The following is a 19306-nucleotide window of genomic DNA, read 5'->3' as shown; positions in this document are numbered from 1 at the left end:
ACAACGCGCAGGGCGCGTTCGGTGCGTCGAATCTGTCGCCGAAGCCTGAAGCGATGGCCTTCGCAACGATGACCCGCGTGCTCGACGGCACGAACACGCTGGGCCGCGTCAAGGGCACGCCGGGGGGTACGTTCGCGTATGCCTTCCAGCAGCTCGGCGACGGCAAGGTCGTGACGGCCGCATGGGCGCACAGCAACAGCCAGTGGCCGACGAGCAATGGCACGTACAGCCAGACGTATTCGACCGGCTATTCGCTGCAGGTCGACAATCCGGGTACGTCGGGCAACGTGACGAAGATTGATGGCTACGGCAATACCACGACGGTTCCCTACTCGAACGGCCAGGTGTCGCTGACGCTGACGGAAGTGCCGCAGTACATCGTGTCGAACAACGCGACCGTTGCGAAGAACAATTCGACGGTTCCTGTTGGCTACACGGGCCAATAATATGAAGTGACATCGAGGATTCGCCGCCGAGGTCTGGCGGCGATGACTCGAATGCTTTGCTTGCCCGGCAATCGCCGGGCTTTTTTATTCTTAAGCAAAGTCGGCTCGACATGCTCAAGAAAAAAATACGGGTCTTTAAAAAAAACCGGAAACAAGTACCGGTTATCTTTAGGCTGGATCACAGCTTGTAATCCACCTTTAACATTTCACCGGGGATTCATCTATTCTTTGTTGCGTGCGTCGACGTCAGCCTGGAAGCTCACGACAAATTTAATAGCGGCGTGCCTCCCGATGCATGCGTATAGCTGGTAACGTCTATGCTTGCTGGGCATCCAGCTTGCCCGGTGCAGGCGTTCGCCTGCCCAGACGCGACTCCGGTGGAAATAGAGCAAAGACATAGACCCAAGAAGTTTGTGAAAGCACGCAATTCAAAACGAGAATAAAGCCGCTTATTTGTGACAGGTGAGGAACGCATGGACACGTTCGCAGTCGAGTCACCGCAGCAATCCAATGATCAGCTTGCCCATATCGCTGCTGCGCTAAATGCGCTGCGCCGGGGAGACACGTCATATCGTCTGCCGGATGACTGGGAAGGCGACGCCGGTAAAGTTGCGTCCGAATTCAATCTGTTGTCTTCGCAGACGGGGCGCGTCGCGCAGGACATCGGCAAGATGTCGAGGCGTCTGTCCGGTCCCGGCTTCCTGCCGAAGGAAGTCGCGGTCAGTAGCGATGCGCTGGCAGGCGTCTGGCTCGATAGCACGTCCCAGGTGAATCAGCTGTTCGACAGTGTGACGACCGCTCACGAATGCACAAGAACAGTGCTCGCCGCGCTGGCTGCCTTGCAAAAAGGAGAGGCCGTTTCGTTGCCGGCGGACTGGACGGGCATGCACGGCAAAGTCGCGCAAGTCTTCAACGATGTTGTCGAGCAGAGCATCTGCATGTCCGAAGAACTCGGCCGTTTGAGCCGGGTGGTCGGCAAGGAAGGACGGCTGAAGGAGCGCGCCGCGCTTCCGTATGCGCGCGGCTTCTGGGGCGATTCGATCGATGCGGTGAATTCGCTGATCGCCGACCTCGTTCATCCGACGAGCGAAGTCGCCCGGGTGATCGGCGCGGTCGCGCAGGGCGATCTTTCGAAGAGCATGGCGCTCGAAGCAGATGGCCGTGCGTTGCAGGGCGAGTTCCTGCACACGGCCAAGACGATCAACACGATGGTCGAGCAGCTCGGCACGTTTGCCGTCGAAGTGACGCGCGTCGCGCGCGAGGTCGGCACGGAAGGCAAGCTCGGCGGCCAGGCCGACGTGCAGGGCGTCGCCGGCACGTGGAAAGACCTGACCGATTCGGTCAACTCGATGGCGGGCAATCTCACGAGCCAGGTGCGCAACATCGCCGAAGTGACGAAGGCCGTCGCCGCCGGCGATCTGTCGAAGAAGATCACTGTCGACGTCAAAGGCGAAATACTCGAACTGAAGAACACGATCAACACGATGGTCGATCAGCTGCGCTCGTTCGCGTCGGAGGTGACACGCGTCGCGCGCGAAGTGGGCACGGAGGGCAAGCTCGGCGGCCAGGCGGACGTGCAGGGCGTCGCGGGCACGTGGAAGGATCTGACCGACAACGTGAACTTCATGGCGGGCAATCTCACGAGCCAGGTGCGCAACATCGCAGAGGTCACGGTCGCGGTTGCAACAGGCGACTTGTCCAAGAAGATCACTGTCGACGTCAAGGGCGAAATACTCGAACTGAAAAACACGATCAATACGATGGTCGATCAGCTGCGTTCGTTTGCGTCGGAAGTGACGCGCGTCGCGCGTGAAGTCGGCACGGAAGGCAAGCTCGGCGGCCAGGCAGAGGTGCAGGGCGTCGCCGGCACATGGAAGGACCTGACCGACTCGGTCAATTCGATGGGCAGCAATCTGACGGCACAGGTGCGCAACATCGCCGAGGTGACGACGGCCGTCGCGGCGGGCGACCTGTCGAAGAAGATCACCGTCGATGTGAAGGGCGAAATACTCGGGCTGAAGAACACGATCAACACAATGGTCGACCAGTTGCGCTCGTTCGCATCGGAAGTGACGCGTGTCGCGCGTGAAGTCGGCACGGAAGGCAAGCTCGGCGGCCAGGCGGAGGTGCAGGGCGTTGCCGGTACATGGAAAGATCTGACCGACTCGGTCAATTCGATGGGCAGCAATCTGACGGCACAGGTACGCAATATCGCCGAAGTGACGACGGCCGTTGCAGCGGGTGATCTGTCGAAGAAGATCACCGTCGATGTGAAGGGCGAGATTCTGGAGCTTAAGAACACGATCAATACGATGGTGGATCAGCTCAGTTCATTTGCATCGGAAGTGACGCGCGTCGCGCGCGAAGTCGGCACGGAAGGCAAGCTCGGCGGCCAGGCGGACGTGCAAGGCGTTGCGGGTACATGGAAAGATCTGACCGACTCGGTCAATTCGATGGGCAGCAATCTGACGGCACAGGTGCGCAATATCGCCGAGGTGACGACTGCCGTCGCGGCCGGCGATCTGTCGAAGAAGATCACCGTCGACGTCAAAGGCGAAATACTCGAACTGAAAAACACGATCAACACGATGGTCGATCAGTTGCGCTCGTTCGCATCGGAAGTGACGCGCGTCGCGCGCGAAGTCGGCACGGAAGGCAAGCTCGGCGGCCAGGCGGACGTGCAGGGCGTCGCGGGCACGTGGAAGGATTTGACCGACAACGTGAACTTCATGGCGGGCAATCTGACGGCGCAGGTGCGCAATATTGCGGACGTGACCAAGGCCGTTGCAGCGGGCGATCTGTCGAAGAAGATCACCGTCGACGTGAAGGGCGAGATTCTCGAACTGAAGAACACGATCAACACGATGGTCGATCAGCTCGGCTCGTTTGCATCGGAAGTGACGCGTGTTGCGCGCGAAGTGGGCACGGAAGGCAAGCTCGGCGGCCAGGCCGATGTGCAAGGCGTTGCGGGCACGTGGAAAGATCTGACCGACAACGTGAACTTCATGGCGGGCAATCTGACGGCGCAGGTGCGCAATATTGCGGACGTGACCAAGGCCGTTGCAGCGGGCGATCTGTCGAAGAAGATCACCGTCGACGTGAAGGGCGAGATTCTGGAGCTGAAGAACACGATCAACACAATGGTCGACCAGTTGCGCTCGTTCGCATCGGAAGTGACGCGCGTGGCGCGCGAAGTCGGCACGGAAGGCAAGCTCGGCGGCCAGGCCTACGTGCAGGGTGTCGCGGGCACGTGGAAGGATCTGACCGACAACGTGAACTTCATGGCGGGCAACCTGACGAGCCAGGTGCGCGGCATCGCGAAGGTCGTGACGGCCGTCGCGAACGGCGACCTCGCGCGCAAGCTGACGGTGGAAGCGAAAGGCGAGATCGCGGCGCTCGCGGACACGATCAACAGCATGACGGATACGCTCGCGACGTTCGCCGATCAGGTGACGACCGTGGCGCGCGAGGTCGGCGTCGAGGGCAAGCTCGGCGGCCAGGCCAAGGTGCCGGGCGCGTCGGGGACGTGGAAGGGGCTGACGGAAAACGTCAACCAGCTTGCGGCGAATCTGACGACGCAGGTGCGGGCCATCGCCGAAGTGGCGACGGCCGTCACGCAGGGCGACCTCACACGGTCGATCACCGTCGAGGCGCTCGGCGAAGTCGCGGCCCTGAAGGACACGATCAACGAGATGATCCGCAACCTGAAGGACACGACGCAGGTCAACACCGAACAGGACTGGCTCAAGACGAACCTCGCCAAGTTCAGCCGCATGCTGCAAGGGCAGAAGGATCTCGTCGCCGTCGGCCAGTTGATCCTTTCAGAACTCGCGCCCGTGGTCGGCGTTCAGCAGGCCGAGTTCTTCGTGCTCGATTCGTCCGACGATGCCGCGTCGTTGCGGCTCATGGCGAGCTATGCGTCGAGTGGTCATCTGTCGCATGGCAAGCGCGTGCAACTGGGCGAAGGACTCATCGGCCAATGCGCAGTCGAGCGTCGCAAGATTCTGCTGGAGCCGTCCGGCGCCGACAACATCCGCATCACGTCCGGGCTGATCAGCATCGTGCCGCACAATGTTCTCGTGCTCCCCATCGTGTTCGAAGGGCAGGTGAAGGGCGTGATCGAACTCGCTTCGTCCGAGTGCTTCAATCCCACTCACCTCGCGTTTCTCGATCAGCTGACGGAGAGCATCGGCATCGTCATCAATACGATCGAGGCCAACACGAGAACGGAAAATCTGCTCAAGCAATCGCAGTCGCTCGCGCATGAATTGCAGAGCCGTCAGGAAGAACTGCAGCAGACCAACGAAGAACTGCAGGAAAAGGCACGGCTTCTCGCGCATCAGAATCAGGAAGTCGAGCGCAAGAACACCGAAGTCGAGCAGGCGCGCCAGGCACTAGAAGAAAAAGCAAAGCAGCTCGCGCTGACGTCGAAGTACAAATCGGAATTCCTGGCCAACATGTCGCACGAGTTGCGCACGCCGCTCAACAGCCTGCTCATTCTTTCCGATCAGTTGTGCAAGAACCCCGAAGGCAATCTGTCGACGAAAGAGATCGAGTTCTCCAGAACGATACACTCGTCGGGCAACGAGCTGCTCATGCTGATCAACGACATTCTGGATCTGTCGAAGATCGAGTCGGGAACGGTGGTGATGGACTTCGCCGAACATCGCCTCGCCGATCTCATGTCGTATGTCGAGCGCACGTTCCGCCACGTCGCCGAAGCGCGCAACGTGGACTTCGTGATCCATCTCGGCACGCGTCTGCCTGCGTCGTTCCACACCGACATCAAGCGCTTGCAGCAGATTCTCAAGAACCTGTTGTCGAACGCATTCAAATTCACGCATCGCGGGCATGTCACGTTATCGATCGAAGAAGTATTCGGCGGATGGAACGCGGACAACGAAGGGCTCAATCGCGCGAAAGAGGTCATTGCGTTCTCGGTGTCCGACACGGGCATCGGCATTTCGGCGGACAAGCAGCAGATCATCTTCGAGGCATTCCAGCAGGCCGATGGCAGCACGAGCCGGAAATACGGCGGCACCGGGCTTGGCCTTGCGATCAGCCGCGAATTGTCGAAACTGCTGGGCGGAGAAATCCGGCTCGTCAGCTCGCCGAACAAGGGCAGCACTTTCACGCTCTATCTGCCGTTGTCGGGCGAGATGGGCCGCGTCGCGAGAAAGACCGTCTCTGTTTCCGGCGACGATGCTGCGGCCGCCCTAAGCGACGCCGCGAGCGAGGCCGGCGCGCTTGCGGCGCATGAGTTCATCGATACCGTCGTCAGCGAAACGCGCGAACTGGCGGGCACGCCCGAAGACGACCGCTTCAACATCATGCCTGGAGACCGCGTGCTGCTGATCGTCGAAAACGATCTGGCGTTCGCGCATTTCCTGCTGGATGCGGCGCGCGAGCGCGGCTTCAAGGGGCTCGTCACGCCGCTTGGCGCGCCCGCGTTGACGCTCGCCGATCAGTTCAAGCCCGATGTCATCACGCTCGATCTGTTCCTGCCGGATATGGACGGCTGGCGTGTGTTGGGCCGCCTCAAGCACGATATGGCCACGCGGCACATGCCCGTCTGCGTGATCTCGACGGACGAGTCGCGCGAGCGCGCATTGCAGGCGGGCGCGTTCGCCTTTCTCGCGAAGCCGATCCAGGCCCGCGAAATACTGGACGACGCGTTGACCGTGCTGGCCCGCTACGCCGATACGACGCCGCGCAAGCTGCTCGTCGCGCTTCCCGATTCGCCCGGGCGCGAGCACTTCGCCTCGTCGTTGTCGAGCGACAAGATTGCGCCTGTATTTGCGGCAACACGCGAGCAGTTGATGGCGGGGATTGCCGACAAGAATCTGGGCGCGGTTGCGATCGGCGCGGAACTGTTCGAGTCGAGCCTCGAGGACATCAAGGCGGCGCTCTCGAACAGAGGACTTTTCGCGCCGCTGCCGTTCGTCGTGCTGACGCACGGGAAAGAGCCGGGCGCATGGGCGCGCGACATCGAAACGTTCCGGCCGCTGGCCGTTTCGGACATGGGCCGCCTGCTCGATGCGACAGTCGCATCGCTGCACTTCGACCGCAAGTGGCTACACGATGAAGCACGCGACGTGATCGATAGTCTGCATGGCGCGAGTGCAGATCTCACCGGCCGAAAGGCGCTGATCGTCGACGACGACATGCGCAATATATTTGCGCTCGCAACCGTCCTCGAGGATCACGGAATGCAGCATGTCTGGGCCGACAACGGCAGGGACGCGATCCGGCTCGTCGAAGCGGACGACGAGATCGACATCATTCTGATGGACATCATGATGCCGGAGATGGACGGCCTCGCGACGACGAGAGAGATCCGCAAGCGCGAAGTCGGCCGCACGCTGCCGATCATCGCGGTGACGGCGAAAGCGATGAAGGGCGACCGCGAACGCTGCATCGAAGCGGGCGCGTGGGACTATCTGTCGAAGCCCGTCAACCGCGAGGATCTGCTCGCGGTGCTTCATGCGTGGCTGCATCGCTAGGAGAGCGCAATGGACAATGCCGTCGCCTCCTCGCGGCAACCCGTCAACATTCTCGTCGTGGATGACTTGCCGCAGCAGCACCTCGTGATGCGCACGATTCTCGAAGAGCTCGGTGAGAACGTGATTACGGTCGAGTCAGGGCGTGAAGCGCTGAAGGCCGTGCTGGAGCGTAACTTCGCGGTCATCCTGCTCGACGTCAACATGCCGGGCATGGACGGTCTCGAAACGGCGTCGCTGTTGCGCACTTACCGGCGCACGGCCAGCACGCCGATCATCTTCGTGACCGCATATATCGACGAGTCCGAGATGAAGCGCGCCTATTTGCTGGGCGCCGTCGACTATATTTCCGCGCCCGTCGTTCCGGAGATTCTGCGCTCGAAGGTCAAGGTCTTCGTGGAAATGCACCGGATGCACAAGGAGCTGCTGTTGCGCGCGGAAGAACGCGAAGCGTTCGTGCGTGCGGAAGCGGGCAGGGCGGCTGCCGAGCGCGCGCGGCAACGCGCCGATTTTCTGGCCGCCGCGAGCCACGTGCTGACCCGCTCGCTCGAAATCGATACGACGTTGCAGCGCATCGCGGAGCTTGCATCGGGCGAACTCGCCGAGACCGCGTTCGTCGCAGTGAAGGGCATCGGCGAATTCGCCGCGGACTATACGGCAAGGTCGGCGCGGCGCAACGATCAGCATCCGCCGGATTTCGCCGCATTCCGAGCCGGCCCGCTCGCGCGGGCCTTTCCCGGCGTGAGCCGCTTCGTCGATCGACTGCTGCATGAGAGCAGTTCTGAAAACGAGCCTGGTATCGACGAGTTCGTTACCGAAAGCATCGGCGATGCGTGCTCTTGCGAAGGCATCCGGTGTGTGAGCGCGTTTCCGCTGTTGACGGCCAGCCAGAAGGGCGTGCTCGTGCTCTGCGCAGCCGCAGGGCCGATGCCCGCCGAGCGGACCACGCTCGTCCAGGAGTTCGTCAGCCGTGCTGCCATCGCGCTCGAGAACGCGCTGCTGTTTTCGACGATCCGCGATGGCGACAGGCGCAAGAACGAATTCCTCGCGATGCTCGCGCATGAACTGCGCAATCCCCTCGCGCCGATCGCCAATGCAGCCGCCGTGATGCGCAGCGCGAAGAAGGGCGATGCGGAAGTGCTCCGCTGGGCGAGCGAGATCGTCGGCACGCAGGTCGAGCATATGGTTCGCATCGTCGAAGATCTGCTGGACGTGTCGCGTATCGCGAGGGGCACGGTGACGCTGCGCAAGGCGCCTGTGCCGCTTTCCGTCGTGATCGGCCGGGCGGTGGAGACGAGCCGTCCTCATCTCATACGTCACTCGCAAACGTTGACCTGTGACGAAGAGGCCGTCGATGCTGTCGTGGATGGCGACGTCGTCCGGCTCGCGCAGATCGTCGCGAACCTGCTGAACAACGCGTCGAAGTTCACGCCGCAAGGCGGGCATATCTCGCTGTCGACGCGCTTTGCCGACGGCATCGCGTCGATTACCGTCGCCGATGACGGACAAGGCATCGACGCGGCATTCCTGCCGCACGTGTTCGATCTTTTCGCGCAAGCCGATGCGTCGCTGCATCGCTCACTCGGGGGACTCGGCATCGGACTGACGCTCGTCCGTCATCTGACGGAACTGCACGGCGGGTCCGTTCAGTGCAGGAGCGAAGGGCTCGGCAAAGGCTCGGAGTTTACGATCCGCTTGCCCGGCACCATGACCGAGCGCATCACGCCCGTACGCGCCACTGTCGTCCATCTGAACCGCAAGGCGGTGACGCGCGTTCTCGTCGTGGACGATCTCGTGGCTTCCGCAGAAAGCCTCGAAGCGCTGCTCGCGATACACGGCTACATCGTCCGATGCGCGACGGACGGCGAGTCCGCATTGGGCGTCGCCGCGGACATGAAGCCCGACGTGGTCGTGCTCGACATCGGGCTGCCGGACATGACGGGCTACGAGCTCGCGCGATATCTGCGGCAGGGAAGCGCTTGCCCACGCGCGTTGATGATCGCGCTAAGCGGCTATGGCCAGGAAGAGAACGTGCGGCAGGCGATGGAAGCAGGCGTCGACCACTATCTCGTCAAGCCCGCCGATCCTGCGGCGCTGCTCGAACTGCTGGCCACGCGCGAAGAGGGCCGCGATTATGACGGCATGGCCGCGACGTGATTTTCGTTGGCGGTTTCGTCCGATCGCGCAAACGATGGTATGTGCGCACCCCGCGCACGAACTAGAATGAGATGAGCCGACGTCGCCCGAATGCGCATGATCGCGCAGCCACGGCACCCGCATCCCATTCATCCGTACGGGAGGATCAGCATGCCGACCTACCAGTATCGTTGCCAAAGTTGTGGTGAAACGTTCGAACATGCGGAGCACGTCGCAGAACATGCAACGGTGCAACTGAAATGTCCCAAATGCGGGAGCGACAAGGTGCAGCATGCACCCACGCCGTTCGTCGCGAAGACTTCCAGGAAGAGTTGAGCGCCCGATCGCATTCCGCCGTCATGACGCATGCCGTTGTGCGGTAAATGGATGCATGAAAACACGTCTTAACGTCACGAGGTCGTGATGGCATGGCTCGTCATTCTGCATGGCGCCTACTGGCGCGACGTCTCACCCGAGGTGTTCAAGGAGCACGGGAAACGGGACGACTGGTGCCAGTTGGTTTGCGAAACATTCGATGCAAGCGAGGGCATCTGCGAAGCGGAACATGACGGATTGAAAATCCTGATTCCGCGAAACACTGTCATTGCCGCAGTGAACCTGCAGGACCGGGAGCAGGCGAAGGGCTTTGCGTTGCCTGCTCCCGACGGCAACGTTCATCGCTGACGCCGCCGCACTTGCGCTTCACCGGACGCGTTCGCAGCAGTTGCGAAGCGGACGGTGCGTTATTTTTCCCCGACGCTCAGAAAGTCGACGGCTCTGCGATGCGGCGCGGCCCGTCGGCTTGCGCGCTATCGGCAAATGCGACGTCGGGCTTCATCGCGAAGCTCAACACGATTCCGCAGATCATGATCCCGATCGACAGCATGAAGGTCACGTTCCAGTTGCCGATGTGATCGACGACATAACCTGCCACCACCGGGCTCACGATCGCCGCGATGAAGCCATTGCCGCTCATGATTCCGCTCGCCGTGCCCGCGCGATCGTAGGCGATGTCCATCGGGATCGCCCACATCGGACCGATGTTCATTTCATTGAAGAACATCGCGGCGCCAAGAAACACGAGCGAGTACATTGGATCGTGCAGCCGCACGACGGGCACCAGCGACAGACCCGTGAGCGCCATGCAGAACGCGACGAAATAGCTGCGCGCCAGCTTGACGTTGCCCGTCTTGCGCAACAGCCGGTCACTGATGAGACCGCCCGCCAGATCGCCGACCACGCCGGCAATGAACACGCCCGATGTGAACACGACGGCCTTCTTGATGTTCAGATGGAAGCTGTGCATGAAGTAGAGCGGCATCCAGTCGAGCATCAGCCACAGAATCCAGTTGTAGCAGAAGTAGACAGCGGACACGGGCGCCATGCGCCGATAGAGCCGCATCCACGTGCCGCGCGCATCGGCGGGATGTGTCGTCTTCGGCGGCGGCAGTATCGCCAGTTCCTCACGCGTGATGCGCGGATGATCGGCGGGCCGCTCCGTGTACGTGAGAAGCCACAGCACGAGCCATCCCGCGCTGAGCGCGCCGAGCAGATAGAACGAGAAGCGCCAGTCGAACGCGGTCATCAGCGCGAGCACCAGCATCGGCGCGATTGCGTTGCCGAGTCGCGCGCACGAATGCGTGATGCCTTGCGCCATGCCGCGCTTGTCCTTCGTCACCCACGCGGCCATTGCGCTCGTCGATGCGGGAAAGGTCGCGCCTTCGCCGAGGCCGAGCAGCAGGCGCGCGGCGACCAGCGAGACGAATCCGCCCGCGAGGCCCGTGAGCGCCGTCGCGACGGCCCACACGGCCGCGCACGCGATTAGCGTGCGTCGCGCGCCGAAGCGATCGCTGACCCATCCGCCGATGAACTGGAAGATCACGTACGGATAGGCAAACGCGGAAAAGATCAGTCCCAGTTGCGTGTTCGTGAGCCCGAGCTCGCTCTTGAACTGACCCGCAGCCGTGCTGATGTTGACCCGGTCCACGTAGGTGATGAAGTACATCAGGCACAGCATCGCCAGAACCACGGTCGTGGCCTTCGGCAGCATTCGTTTCATGTCTCCTCCTCTTATGGGTTCTGCTATTAGCGTGCTGTTAGCGCTTCGACGAACCGGCCGTGAACGCGGCCACGGCATCGCGAAACGCGCTGCTGCCGTAGACCGTCTCTATCAGGTCTTCGTCGTCGAGGCGCTGTTCGACGACGATGCGCCGCAGGCTTTCCTTGACGGCATGCTGCGTGACTTGCGACAGCGCGCTCAGGCGCTGCGCGAGCGCGCGCGCCGCTGCGTCCAGCGCGTCCTTCGCGCAGACCTTATAGACGTAGCCGCACGCGAGCGCTTCGTCCGCGCTCAGATAGTCGGCGAGCATCAGCATCTTTTTGACGCGCGGCACGCCGAACGCCGCGTGGAGCCGCGCGATATTGCGTGACGACAGCGTGTTCGACAGCGTCTTCGCAATCGGCGCGCCGAATTTCGACGTGTCGCTGCACACGCGAAAATCGCACGCGGTCGCGAGGGCGAGCCCGCCGCCCACGGCCCAGCCGTCGATGACGGCAAGCGTCGGCACGCGTATGCGTTCGACGGCATCGATCACGCGTTCGACGAGGGCTTCGTAGGCGACGCCCTGACGTCCGTCGCGAAAGTCGCTGAAATAGCCGATGTCGGTGCCCGATGCGAACGACTTGCCGCCCGCGCCGCGGATCAGGATGCAACGCACGGCCGCATCGCGCTCGCATTGGTCGATCAGCGCGAGCAACGCTTCGTACATCGGGATCGTCATGGCGTTGTGCCGCTCGGGACGATCGATCAGAATCTCGGCCGTGCCCGCGTCGGGCATGCTCAATTTGACCTGGTCGCTCATGGCTGCGCCCCGTTGATTTCGGCGAAGAGTTCTTCGTTGTGCTCGCCGAGCAGCGGAGGGTGGCGCCGCACGCGCTGCGGCGTGCCCAGCAGCTTGACGGGGAAGCCGATGTTCTTCACCTTGCCTTCGATCGGATGATCGATCTCCATGCACATGCCGCGATGCTGCGCGTGCTCGCTGCCGAACGCCTCGGGATAGGAGAGGATCGGGCCCGCCGGGATGCCGGCCGCGAGCATCGTCTCGATCCAGTCCTCGCAGTCGCGTCGCGCGAACGACTGCTCGAGCGTTTCGATCAGCGCTTCGCGATTCTTGAGGCGCAGCGACACGGTTTCGTAGTCGGGATGCCTGACGAGCTCGGGGCGCTCGAGCAGTTCGCACAGCTTCGTCCACAGCTTCTGGTTGGTCGCGCCCATCACGAAGTAGCCGTCGCGCGCCTTCACTGCCTGATAGGGCGCGCTCATCTTGTTGCTCGTGCCGAGCGGCGTCGGCGGCACGCCCGTGCCCCAGAAGTCGGACATGTCCCAGATCGAGAACGCCATCGCCGAGTCGAACAGCGATGCGTCGATGTGCTGTCCCTCGCCCGTCGTTTGCGCGCCGATATAGGCGGACAACACGCCATAGACGGCAAAGAGCGCGCAGCCGATATCGGCGACGGGCACCCCCGCCTTCACGGGCTTGCCGCCCTTGTAGCCCGTCACGCTCATCACACCCGACATCGCTTGCGCCATCAGATCGAAGCCGGGCCGCGACGCCCACGGCCCGCTCTGACCGAACCCGGAGATGCTCGCGTACACGATCTTCGGATTGATCGCGCGAATCGACTCGTAGTCGATCCGCAGACGCTGCACGACGCCGGGCCGGTAGTTTTCGACGATGACGTCGGCCGTTTTCGCCAGCTTGTAGAAGAACTCGCGGCCTTCGTCGCTCTTCAGGTCCAGCGCGAGCGAACGCTTGTTGCGGTTCATGTTCAGAAAGCCCATGCTGTCGGGCCCTTTCATCTTGAACCCCATCGCGCCGCGCGTCTGATCGCCTTCGAGCGGTTCGACCTTGATCACGTCGGCGCCGAGATCGGCGAGCAGCATGCAGGCAAACGGTCCCGCCATCACCTGGCTGACATCCAGCACGCGGATGCCCTGCAGCGGCAACGCTCGCGCTTGTGCGGATTGTGCCGATCGCGCGGCCTGGTCGGTTTGCGCCATGTAAAGTCTCCTGAAAGGTTGTGCGAACGATCGCCGTGCATGAATGGCGGCAATCGATGGAATTGCATCGGCAGCGGCAAGAGAGGGCTGCTGAAATGTCGGGGCGTGTATGCGCGGCTCGGTGCGTGACGGCCGCCGGGGTGCTGCGGTGCATGAGCCGAAATGTGCCGCCCGTCGTGTTGTCTCCGGGTACTCGTTGTTTTTACAACTGTCACTCAGTCGGCAGACGGCGGCAAGCATCTAAGAATCATGGCTGGTTTCGCGAATCGCGAAAGGCGATGGGGGATTTCAGCCTGGTGCGGCCGGTTGGGCCCGGCGTGGCCGGGTATGGCGAAGGTACTGCCGGGGTATGGCTAGGGTATTGCCGAGGTATTGCCGAGGTATTGCCGGAGTACTGCCGGAGTACTGCCGGAGTACCGCCGGAATACTGCCGGGGTATGGCTGCGGTATGAGCCCGGCACGCGCCCTATCGCGGCCTTTCGATCAACGCGTTGACGACGTTCTCCAGCGTCTGCGCCTGCGCGTGCCCCTCGACGCTCGAAAGCACATAGCTGCGCTGATGCCAGTCGCCTTGCAGTTCGGCGCAGGCGAGCGTTTCTTCGGGGTGGAAGCTGTCCAGCACGTCGGGCGGCATCAGGCCGACACCGAGGCCATGCCGCACGAACGCGAGCATCGTGTCGAAGCCGTTGACCGAATAGTCGTTGGTGAAATGGCGGCCGCGGCTACGATACGCGCGCTGCACGGCGGAAAGAATCGCCGAGCCCTTGCCGAGGCTGACGAGGGGAATGTCGAACAGGTCGTCGATGGCGATGGGCGTATCCGGAAACTGGAAATGCGGCCGGCTGTAGACCAGCACCAGACGGTCTTCCCGATACGGCAATTGCGGCAGGTCCAGAAAGCCGCTCTTTTTCTCGTAGATGCCGATGTCGATCACCTTGTCGCGCAGCAACTGCTGAACGATCTTGCTGTTCTCCTCGACGATTTTCAGCGAGATGCCCGGGTACGTGCGCTGGATGCCCGCGATATCGCGCGCAAGAAATTCGATGACGACCGCCTTCGGCGCGCCGATGATGATGCGCCCCTCCAGCCCGTGAGCAAGCGTCTGTGCGTCGCCAGCGAGCCGGTCGACGAGCGTGTCGATCTGGCGGATGTAGCGCAGCAGCTTGCCGCCGGATTCGGTCACATCGACGCCGTGCGGCACACGGCGGAACAGCTTTGCGCCGAGCTGCTGCTCCAGATCGGATACGCGGCGCGATGCGGCCGCCACTGCGAGCCCCAGCTTGTCCGCTGCCCGGGATATGCTGCCTTCGTCCACGATGGCGAGGACCAGCCGAACGGTTGTCGTGTCGACTCTCACGATGATTGAAATCTCCGGGTTGATGAGGGCGGGTGAGCGAGATTGTCCGTCAGTGGGGCGCGGGTGACTAGCGGAGTTGGGGCTGACCGTTCCTCGGCTGGCGATCAGTTTTCGGCGCGGCGCGCTGTCGAAATGGCTTGCGAAAGCGGCACCGGTCCGCCGATCGTCGCGACGTAGCCGATGTCGGGTGCAGGCGTCGACGGGGCAGCATTCGACAACGCAAGCGCATTGGGCCCCGCTTGAAACGGCACGTAGACCGTGATGGCGCCCATGCTTCCATCGTTGCGAGTCGGAGGGAAGGCGAGCAACGTAGGCCGTTGGCCGTCCATCGTCAGCTGCGCAAAGACGGTCCGTGTGCTGTCATTGACGTAGCCGATTTCGATGAAGCCCCCGCGCGCGCTCGACGCCATTGCGCTGAAATTCACGGTGCCGAGGCCCGTCACCTTCTTGCCGCTCGTGCACGTCGGGCAGCGCGCATAGACGGCACCGCCGGCCAGCGAACCCGGTTGCCACGTCACGGGCGAAGGGTCCGCGCCGCTTATCGTGAGCATGATCACGCCTCCGGCGGGCACGCCGGGTGCCGTATAGGACGTCGCAAACCGGCCGAGGTCCTTCCGGGCCCACACGTCCCGCACCGTTGCCTGCGATGACGGAACGAGGCCGAGCGAGTCCCATGTGACCGTCATCGGCGCAGCCTTCGCCGAGTTGTTGAAGAGGACGACCGCTCGCTGCCCCGTTCCCGCCAGCAGCTTCGCCCACACCTGCAGGCGGCCGGACTGTGCGACCAGCAGACCTTGCAGGCCTGGCGCATCCTGATCGATTGCGAGCACTTCCGGATTCGTCAGCAGGCGTGCGGTGTCGGGCGAGAGCGGCTTCGCGAGATCGTTGCCGAGGATCATCGGCGCGCCGGAAATCGCCCACAGGCTGATGTGCGCCTGATCGTGAAGGGTGGACATCCGCATTCCGGCGACCATCATGTCGGGATCGTTGTAGTAGCCGGTATGCTGTCCCTCCGGATGATAGTTGCCGGCCAGGTTGTAGATGACGCTGTCGAAGTCCGGTGTGATGTCGCGCGTGGTTCGCCACATCGTGCCGACGCCGGCGCCCCACGCCCATGGACCTTCGTTGTAGTCGGGAAACGATTTGTCGGTGGGTATCGTGCCCCAGTCGCACAGGCTGAACGTCAGCCGATGGCCTGTCTGCGAATAAGCCCGGCTGATAGATTGCGCAATGGAACGATAGGTTTTCGCCGGATCGTAGCCTTTCACCGCGCCCCCGCAAAAATCGACCTTGACGAAGTCGAATCCCCATTGGGCGAATTGCAGAAAGTCGTGATCGTAGTGAGCCGGATCGCTTCCGACGAAATGCGTACCATCGGCCCGCTTGCCGCAGCCTCGCGGACCTGCATCGATATAGATGCCCGCCTTTAGCCCCTTGCCGTGGATATATCGCGCAATGGCCTGCATTCCGCCGGGCCATTGCGCCGTGTCGACGATGAAGTTGCCGCTTGCGTCTCGTTGTCCCGAGAGCCACCAGCCTTCGTCGATGTTCACATACTCGTATCGATGGCCCGAGGCAATGAGCGCGTTCAACGCCGCCAATCCATCGGCTTGTGCCTTGATGACGTCATGGTTCACGCCTTCGCCCAGGCTGTTCCATGATGACCAACCCATCGGCGGCGCAGGCACGGGTGTTTGCGTCGCACGTTGGATGTCGGCGGGCGTGTGCGCGGACCAGGCAGCTTCGCCATTTGCGGAGTCGGTGATGCGGCCGCACGCATACAGGCTCGCAATGAACGATAGAACAACGAACACGCGCCGATGACAACGCAATCGCATAGTCGTCTCCAGCTTGGTCCGCATGAAGCCAGTTCGAATAGTAGGCGCGCAAAAAGTTCTTCGCGGATTTGCTGGAGCACGCGGTGGTGGGCCGCGCTCGGCCAGTTCCCATCATTCCTCTACCTGAGCAAATGGACGCTCATATGGCCGATGCGCTTCGGCAGCTGACATTCGCCTCTCGGTGTCGCCCCGAACGGGGCGGCCGGCTGCATACAGCCATCGGAGCTTCCGCTAGAGAGATGGACATACGCAAGGGATCTCACGCTTCATGTTCCATACAATCGGGATTCCCCGTCCGGTAGCCGCCATGACCTTCGTCTCTTGCACGAAAGGGCAGCTGAAAACAAGGCGGCCGATTACCTTGACCCGCCTCCGCCTCCGCCTCCGCCTCCGCCTCCGCCTCCGCCTCCGCCGTTGCCGCCTCCGCCGTTGCCGCCTGCGCCGTTGCCGCCTGCGCCGTTGCCGCCTGCGCCGTGACCGCCTGCGCCGTGACCGCCCGCGCCGTGACCGCCTGCGCCTGCACCCGAACCGCCTGCGCCCGAACCGCCCGCGCCCGAACCGCCTGCACCCGAACCGCCTGCACCCGARCCGCCCGCGCCCGAACCGCCTGCGCCCGAACCKCCTGCGCCCGAACCGCCKGCGCCCGAACCGCCCGCGCCCGAACCGCCTGCGCCCGAACCGCCTGCGCCCGAACCGCCTGCGCCCGAACCGCCTGCACCGTGACCGCCTGCGCCCGAACCGCCCGCGCCTGCACCGCCTGCACCCGAACCGCCTGCACCGTGACCGCCTGCGCCCGAACCGCCTGCGCCCGAACCGCCTGCGCCCGAACCGCCTGCGCCCGAACCGCCTGCGCCCGAACCGCCTGCGCCYGAACCGCCTGCGCCCGAACCGCCCGCGCCCGAACCGCCTGCGCCCGAACCGCCCGCGCCTGCACCGCCTGCACCCGAACCGCCTGCACCGTGACCGCCTGCAGGCTGTCCCTCAGCCAGCTGAAGTGAAGCAGGATTCGGAGAAGGTACACCGCGCTGATCGAACGAAGTGGAAGACACGGGCGGGGCGAGTTCAGCATTGCCTATTTCAGCTCCCCGGGCAGGAGGTGACGATGATCTCGCGACACGACCGGACGAAGACGCTTGTTGCGTTGGCGACGTGGGTCGGGTGATCCCGGGCGCATGCCGCGCGATTGCACTAACGTGCGGCGCCGAATGGCGGCGATTCTGTGTGGCGGCATAGCTTGCCTGACCGGGCCCTCGTGTAACCGACGGCTGCGCAGCAGTATCCGGAGTAGGTCCAGCGCGGTGATCGGACGGAGCGGAAGACACAGGCGGGGCGAGCTCAGCACTGGCAACCGCGGTTCCGCGAGCGGGAGGCGACGATGGTAGCGCGACATCACCGGACCAAGACGTGTGTTGTGCTGGCGACGTGGGTTCGATGATCCCGAGCGCCTGATCATAGTCGACCCGATCGCCATACGCGACGATACCCATGACCCCGACAGCCAATGCGCTTGCCGACGCAACCCAAAGCGCAAGGCGTCTGCCCCGCGCAGGCGGTGCGGCCTTGATGTCTGCATCCGGGCTACCTGCATCCGGACTACCTGCACCCGGGCTACCTGCACCCGAATGCGCAAGCTTGACCTGTCTGAACATGGCAAGACGCTTCGGATCGTTTCGTCTGATCCTTCCATTCACTACGTTCATGTGCCGTCTCCTTGCGGAGTGCTCATCGAAATGAGCCGCGGGACCGTTCTGCTTGTTCGACCCCTGGTTCCGCCACGGCAATGGGAGCGGTGGACCAGGTTTTCTATCGTAAGCCTTTGAGCTATGAGTACGCTCGCCATCTTCGTGGCCGATCCGGACGGGTGGTCGGAGTCGCCGTCCGGCGTGCCCGTCCGCGATGACTCCGCGGTTGGCGACGACACGATGGTGAAGCATTCGCTGTGCCTGTAAGCCCGAACCCAATTGAATTGTGCGATCGTGGGACATAGCATGCGCACACACGATCCAACAGGGTCCGCGCCACGCGAGGCGCGGATCGAATTGGGAAAAGATGGAAGAAAATGATCTATTCGTGAACCTGCTCAACCTTGACGCGGAAATAAGGCAAATCCGGGGATGGCTTGCGAGTAACAGGACGATAGCGAATAACCTCCTTCTAACATCGGCTAAGGACCGACTGGTTGATTTAGAGGCACGTCGACAAAAGATCGCGGAAGCGCTAAACGACCGCCGTCGCAAGGCAATCGAAGCGCCGGGGAAAAAGTCTGCCTGCCAAATACCATTCATGTGAAGAAGCTGGGGTGATTTAGCACCAGGAATCTGCGCGCGGTTCAGTTGCTGTTAAGGCCATACCAAACTTGAAAGTGCTGTGCGATACCTCGGGATCGAGGTAGACGACGCGCTCGAAATGGCCGTGCAAACGGAGTCTGATTACCCCATGGCCGGCGAGCGGACGCTTGCCGGCCAATTATTGCTGCTCATCCATTTCAAAAGGTCGTTGTTCGAACGGCTGATCCCACGCCGAAACCTGCCGCATGCCGTATCGGAGAATCTCGTCCAATGCGGCCGCGAACCAACGACCGATAAATGAACATCACATGTTGTTAGGATGACGAAGTAGCGGCTAATTTTTGGTAGCAGATTCAGTACGCCATCTCCATTCGGGCAAGGTGGTCAAATCGTCCAAAACAAAATTCAGCGGCCGCAATTGACACAACCAGCTTTGCTGGCCACCTTGCGGGCCATCGTCCGATAAAGATCTCTTGATTGTTAGTGTTCCTATTTAATTGTTTTGAAGCGTCAACGGTGCCAGAACAGCCGGGGCGCGTTCACATTCCGCGCAGGTAGTCGGCTAGGGATCATTCCATGCGAGATATCCCGATCTTATCTGTTGCGTTGGGTACCGAACGGTCTATGCCTCGTGCCCCGGATAACTTGACTACACGCAAAAGGGGGGCGGCCAACGGTGAG

11 protein-coding genes and 2 pseudogenes are annotated in these 19306 nt (G+C 62.4%); 7 read left to right on the top strand and 6 right to left on the bottom strand.

Going from position 1 to position 19306, the window contains the following annotated elements; translation table 11 throughout:
• The 5 genes and pseudogenes from GCT13_RS22800 to GCT13_RS22780 form a co-directional block, all read left to right on the top strand.
• Positions 1–446: pseudogene (locus tag GCT13_RS22800) on the top strand (hypothetical protein); the annotation flags it as partial.
• Positions 447–919: 473 nt separating this feature from the next.
• Positions 920–6949, top strand: coding sequence for a hybrid sensor histidine kinase/response regulator (locus GCT13_RS22795; RefSeq protein WP_227746948.1), 6030 nt, complete (start codon positions 920–922; stop codon positions 6947–6949).
• Positions 6950–6958: 9 nt separating this feature from the next.
• Positions 6959–9103: a response regulator gene (locus GCT13_RS22790; RefSeq protein ID WP_152761856.1), complete on the top strand. Its 2145-nt coding sequence runs from the start codon at positions 6959–6961 to the stop codon at positions 9101–9103.
• A 150-nt stretch (positions 9104–9253) separates the two neighbouring features.
• Positions 9254–9418 carry an FmdB family zinc ribbon protein gene (locus tag GCT13_RS22785; protein ID WP_152761854.1) on the top strand — a complete coding sequence of 55 codons (165 nt, stop codon included), beginning with the start codon at positions 9254–9256 and terminating at the stop codon, positions 9416–9418.
• Between the two features lie 87 nt (positions 9419–9505).
• Complete coding sequence (locus GCT13_RS22780; RefSeq protein ID WP_152761852.1) at positions 9506–9766, top strand: hypothetical protein; 261 nt, start codon at positions 9506–9508, stop codon at positions 9764–9766.
• Between the two features lie 76 nt (positions 9767–9842).
• Here the strand turns inward: GCT13_RS22780 and GCT13_RS22775 are convergent, their stop codons facing one another.
• The 6 genes from GCT13_RS22775 to GCT13_RS48505 all read right to left on the bottom strand — a co-directional run bounded on the left by GCT13_RS22775 (position 9843) and on the right by GCT13_RS48505 (position 17386).
• Positions 9843–11141 (bottom strand): MFS transporter, encoded by a 1299-nt coding sequence (locus GCT13_RS22775; RefSeq protein WP_152761850.1) that lies wholly within the window; start codon positions 11139–11141, stop codon positions 9843–9845.
• A gap of 37 nt (positions 11142–11178) precedes the next feature.
• Positions 11179–11943 carry an enoyl-CoA hydratase gene (locus tag GCT13_RS22770; RefSeq protein WP_152761848.1) on the bottom strand — a complete coding sequence of 255 codons (765 nt, stop codon included), beginning with the start codon at positions 11941–11943 and terminating at the stop codon, positions 11179–11181.
• On the bottom strand, positions 11940–13142 hold the full coding sequence (locus tag GCT13_RS22765; RefSeq protein ID WP_152761846.1) for a CaiB/BaiF CoA transferase family protein: 1203 nt from the start codon (positions 13140–13142) through the stop codon (positions 11940–11942). Before GCT13_RS22765 ends, GCT13_RS22770 begins: the two co-directional genes overlap by 4 nt.
• A 466-nt stretch (positions 13143–13608) precedes the next feature.
• The gene (locus GCT13_RS22760) at positions 13609–14499 is read right to left on the bottom strand and encodes a LysR family transcriptional regulator (RefSeq protein ID WP_321574550.1); all 891 of its coding nucleotides are present in this window, start codon (positions 14497–14499) and stop codon (positions 13609–13611) included.
• Positions 14500–14603: 104 nt separating this feature from the next.
• Positions 14604–16337, bottom strand: a complete 1734-nt coding sequence (locus GCT13_RS22755; RefSeq protein ID WP_193727736.1) for an alpha-galactosidase — start codon at positions 16335–16337, stop codon at positions 14604–14606.
• Between the two features lie 356 nt (positions 16338–16693).
• Positions 16694–17386, bottom strand: a complete 693-nt coding sequence (locus GCT13_RS48505; RefSeq protein ID WP_193727735.1) for a hypothetical protein — start codon at positions 17384–17386, stop codon at positions 16694–16696.
• A 1260-nt stretch (positions 17387–18646) separates the two neighbouring features.
• Here GCT13_RS48505 and GCT13_RS22750 point away from each other — a divergent pair.
• A pseudogene (locus GCT13_RS22750) lies at positions 18647–18761 on the top strand (integrase); the annotation flags it as partial.
• Positions 18744–18926 (top strand): hypothetical protein, encoded by a 183-nt coding sequence (locus GCT13_RS48500; RefSeq protein ID WP_193727734.1) that lies wholly within the window; start codon positions 18744–18746, stop codon positions 18924–18926. The pseudogene GCT13_RS22750 and the gene GCT13_RS48500, both read left to right, overlap by 18 nt.
• Positions 18927–19306 lie beyond the last annotated feature (380 nt).

Source organism: Paraburkholderia franconis (assembly GCF_009362735.1).
Taxonomy (GTDB): domain Bacteria; phylum Pseudomonadota; class Gammaproteobacteria; order Burkholderiales; family Burkholderiaceae; genus Paraburkholderia; species Paraburkholderia franconis.
Note: the sequence above shows the minus strand (reverse complement) of the source record. Positions and strands in the feature narration are given on the sequence as shown.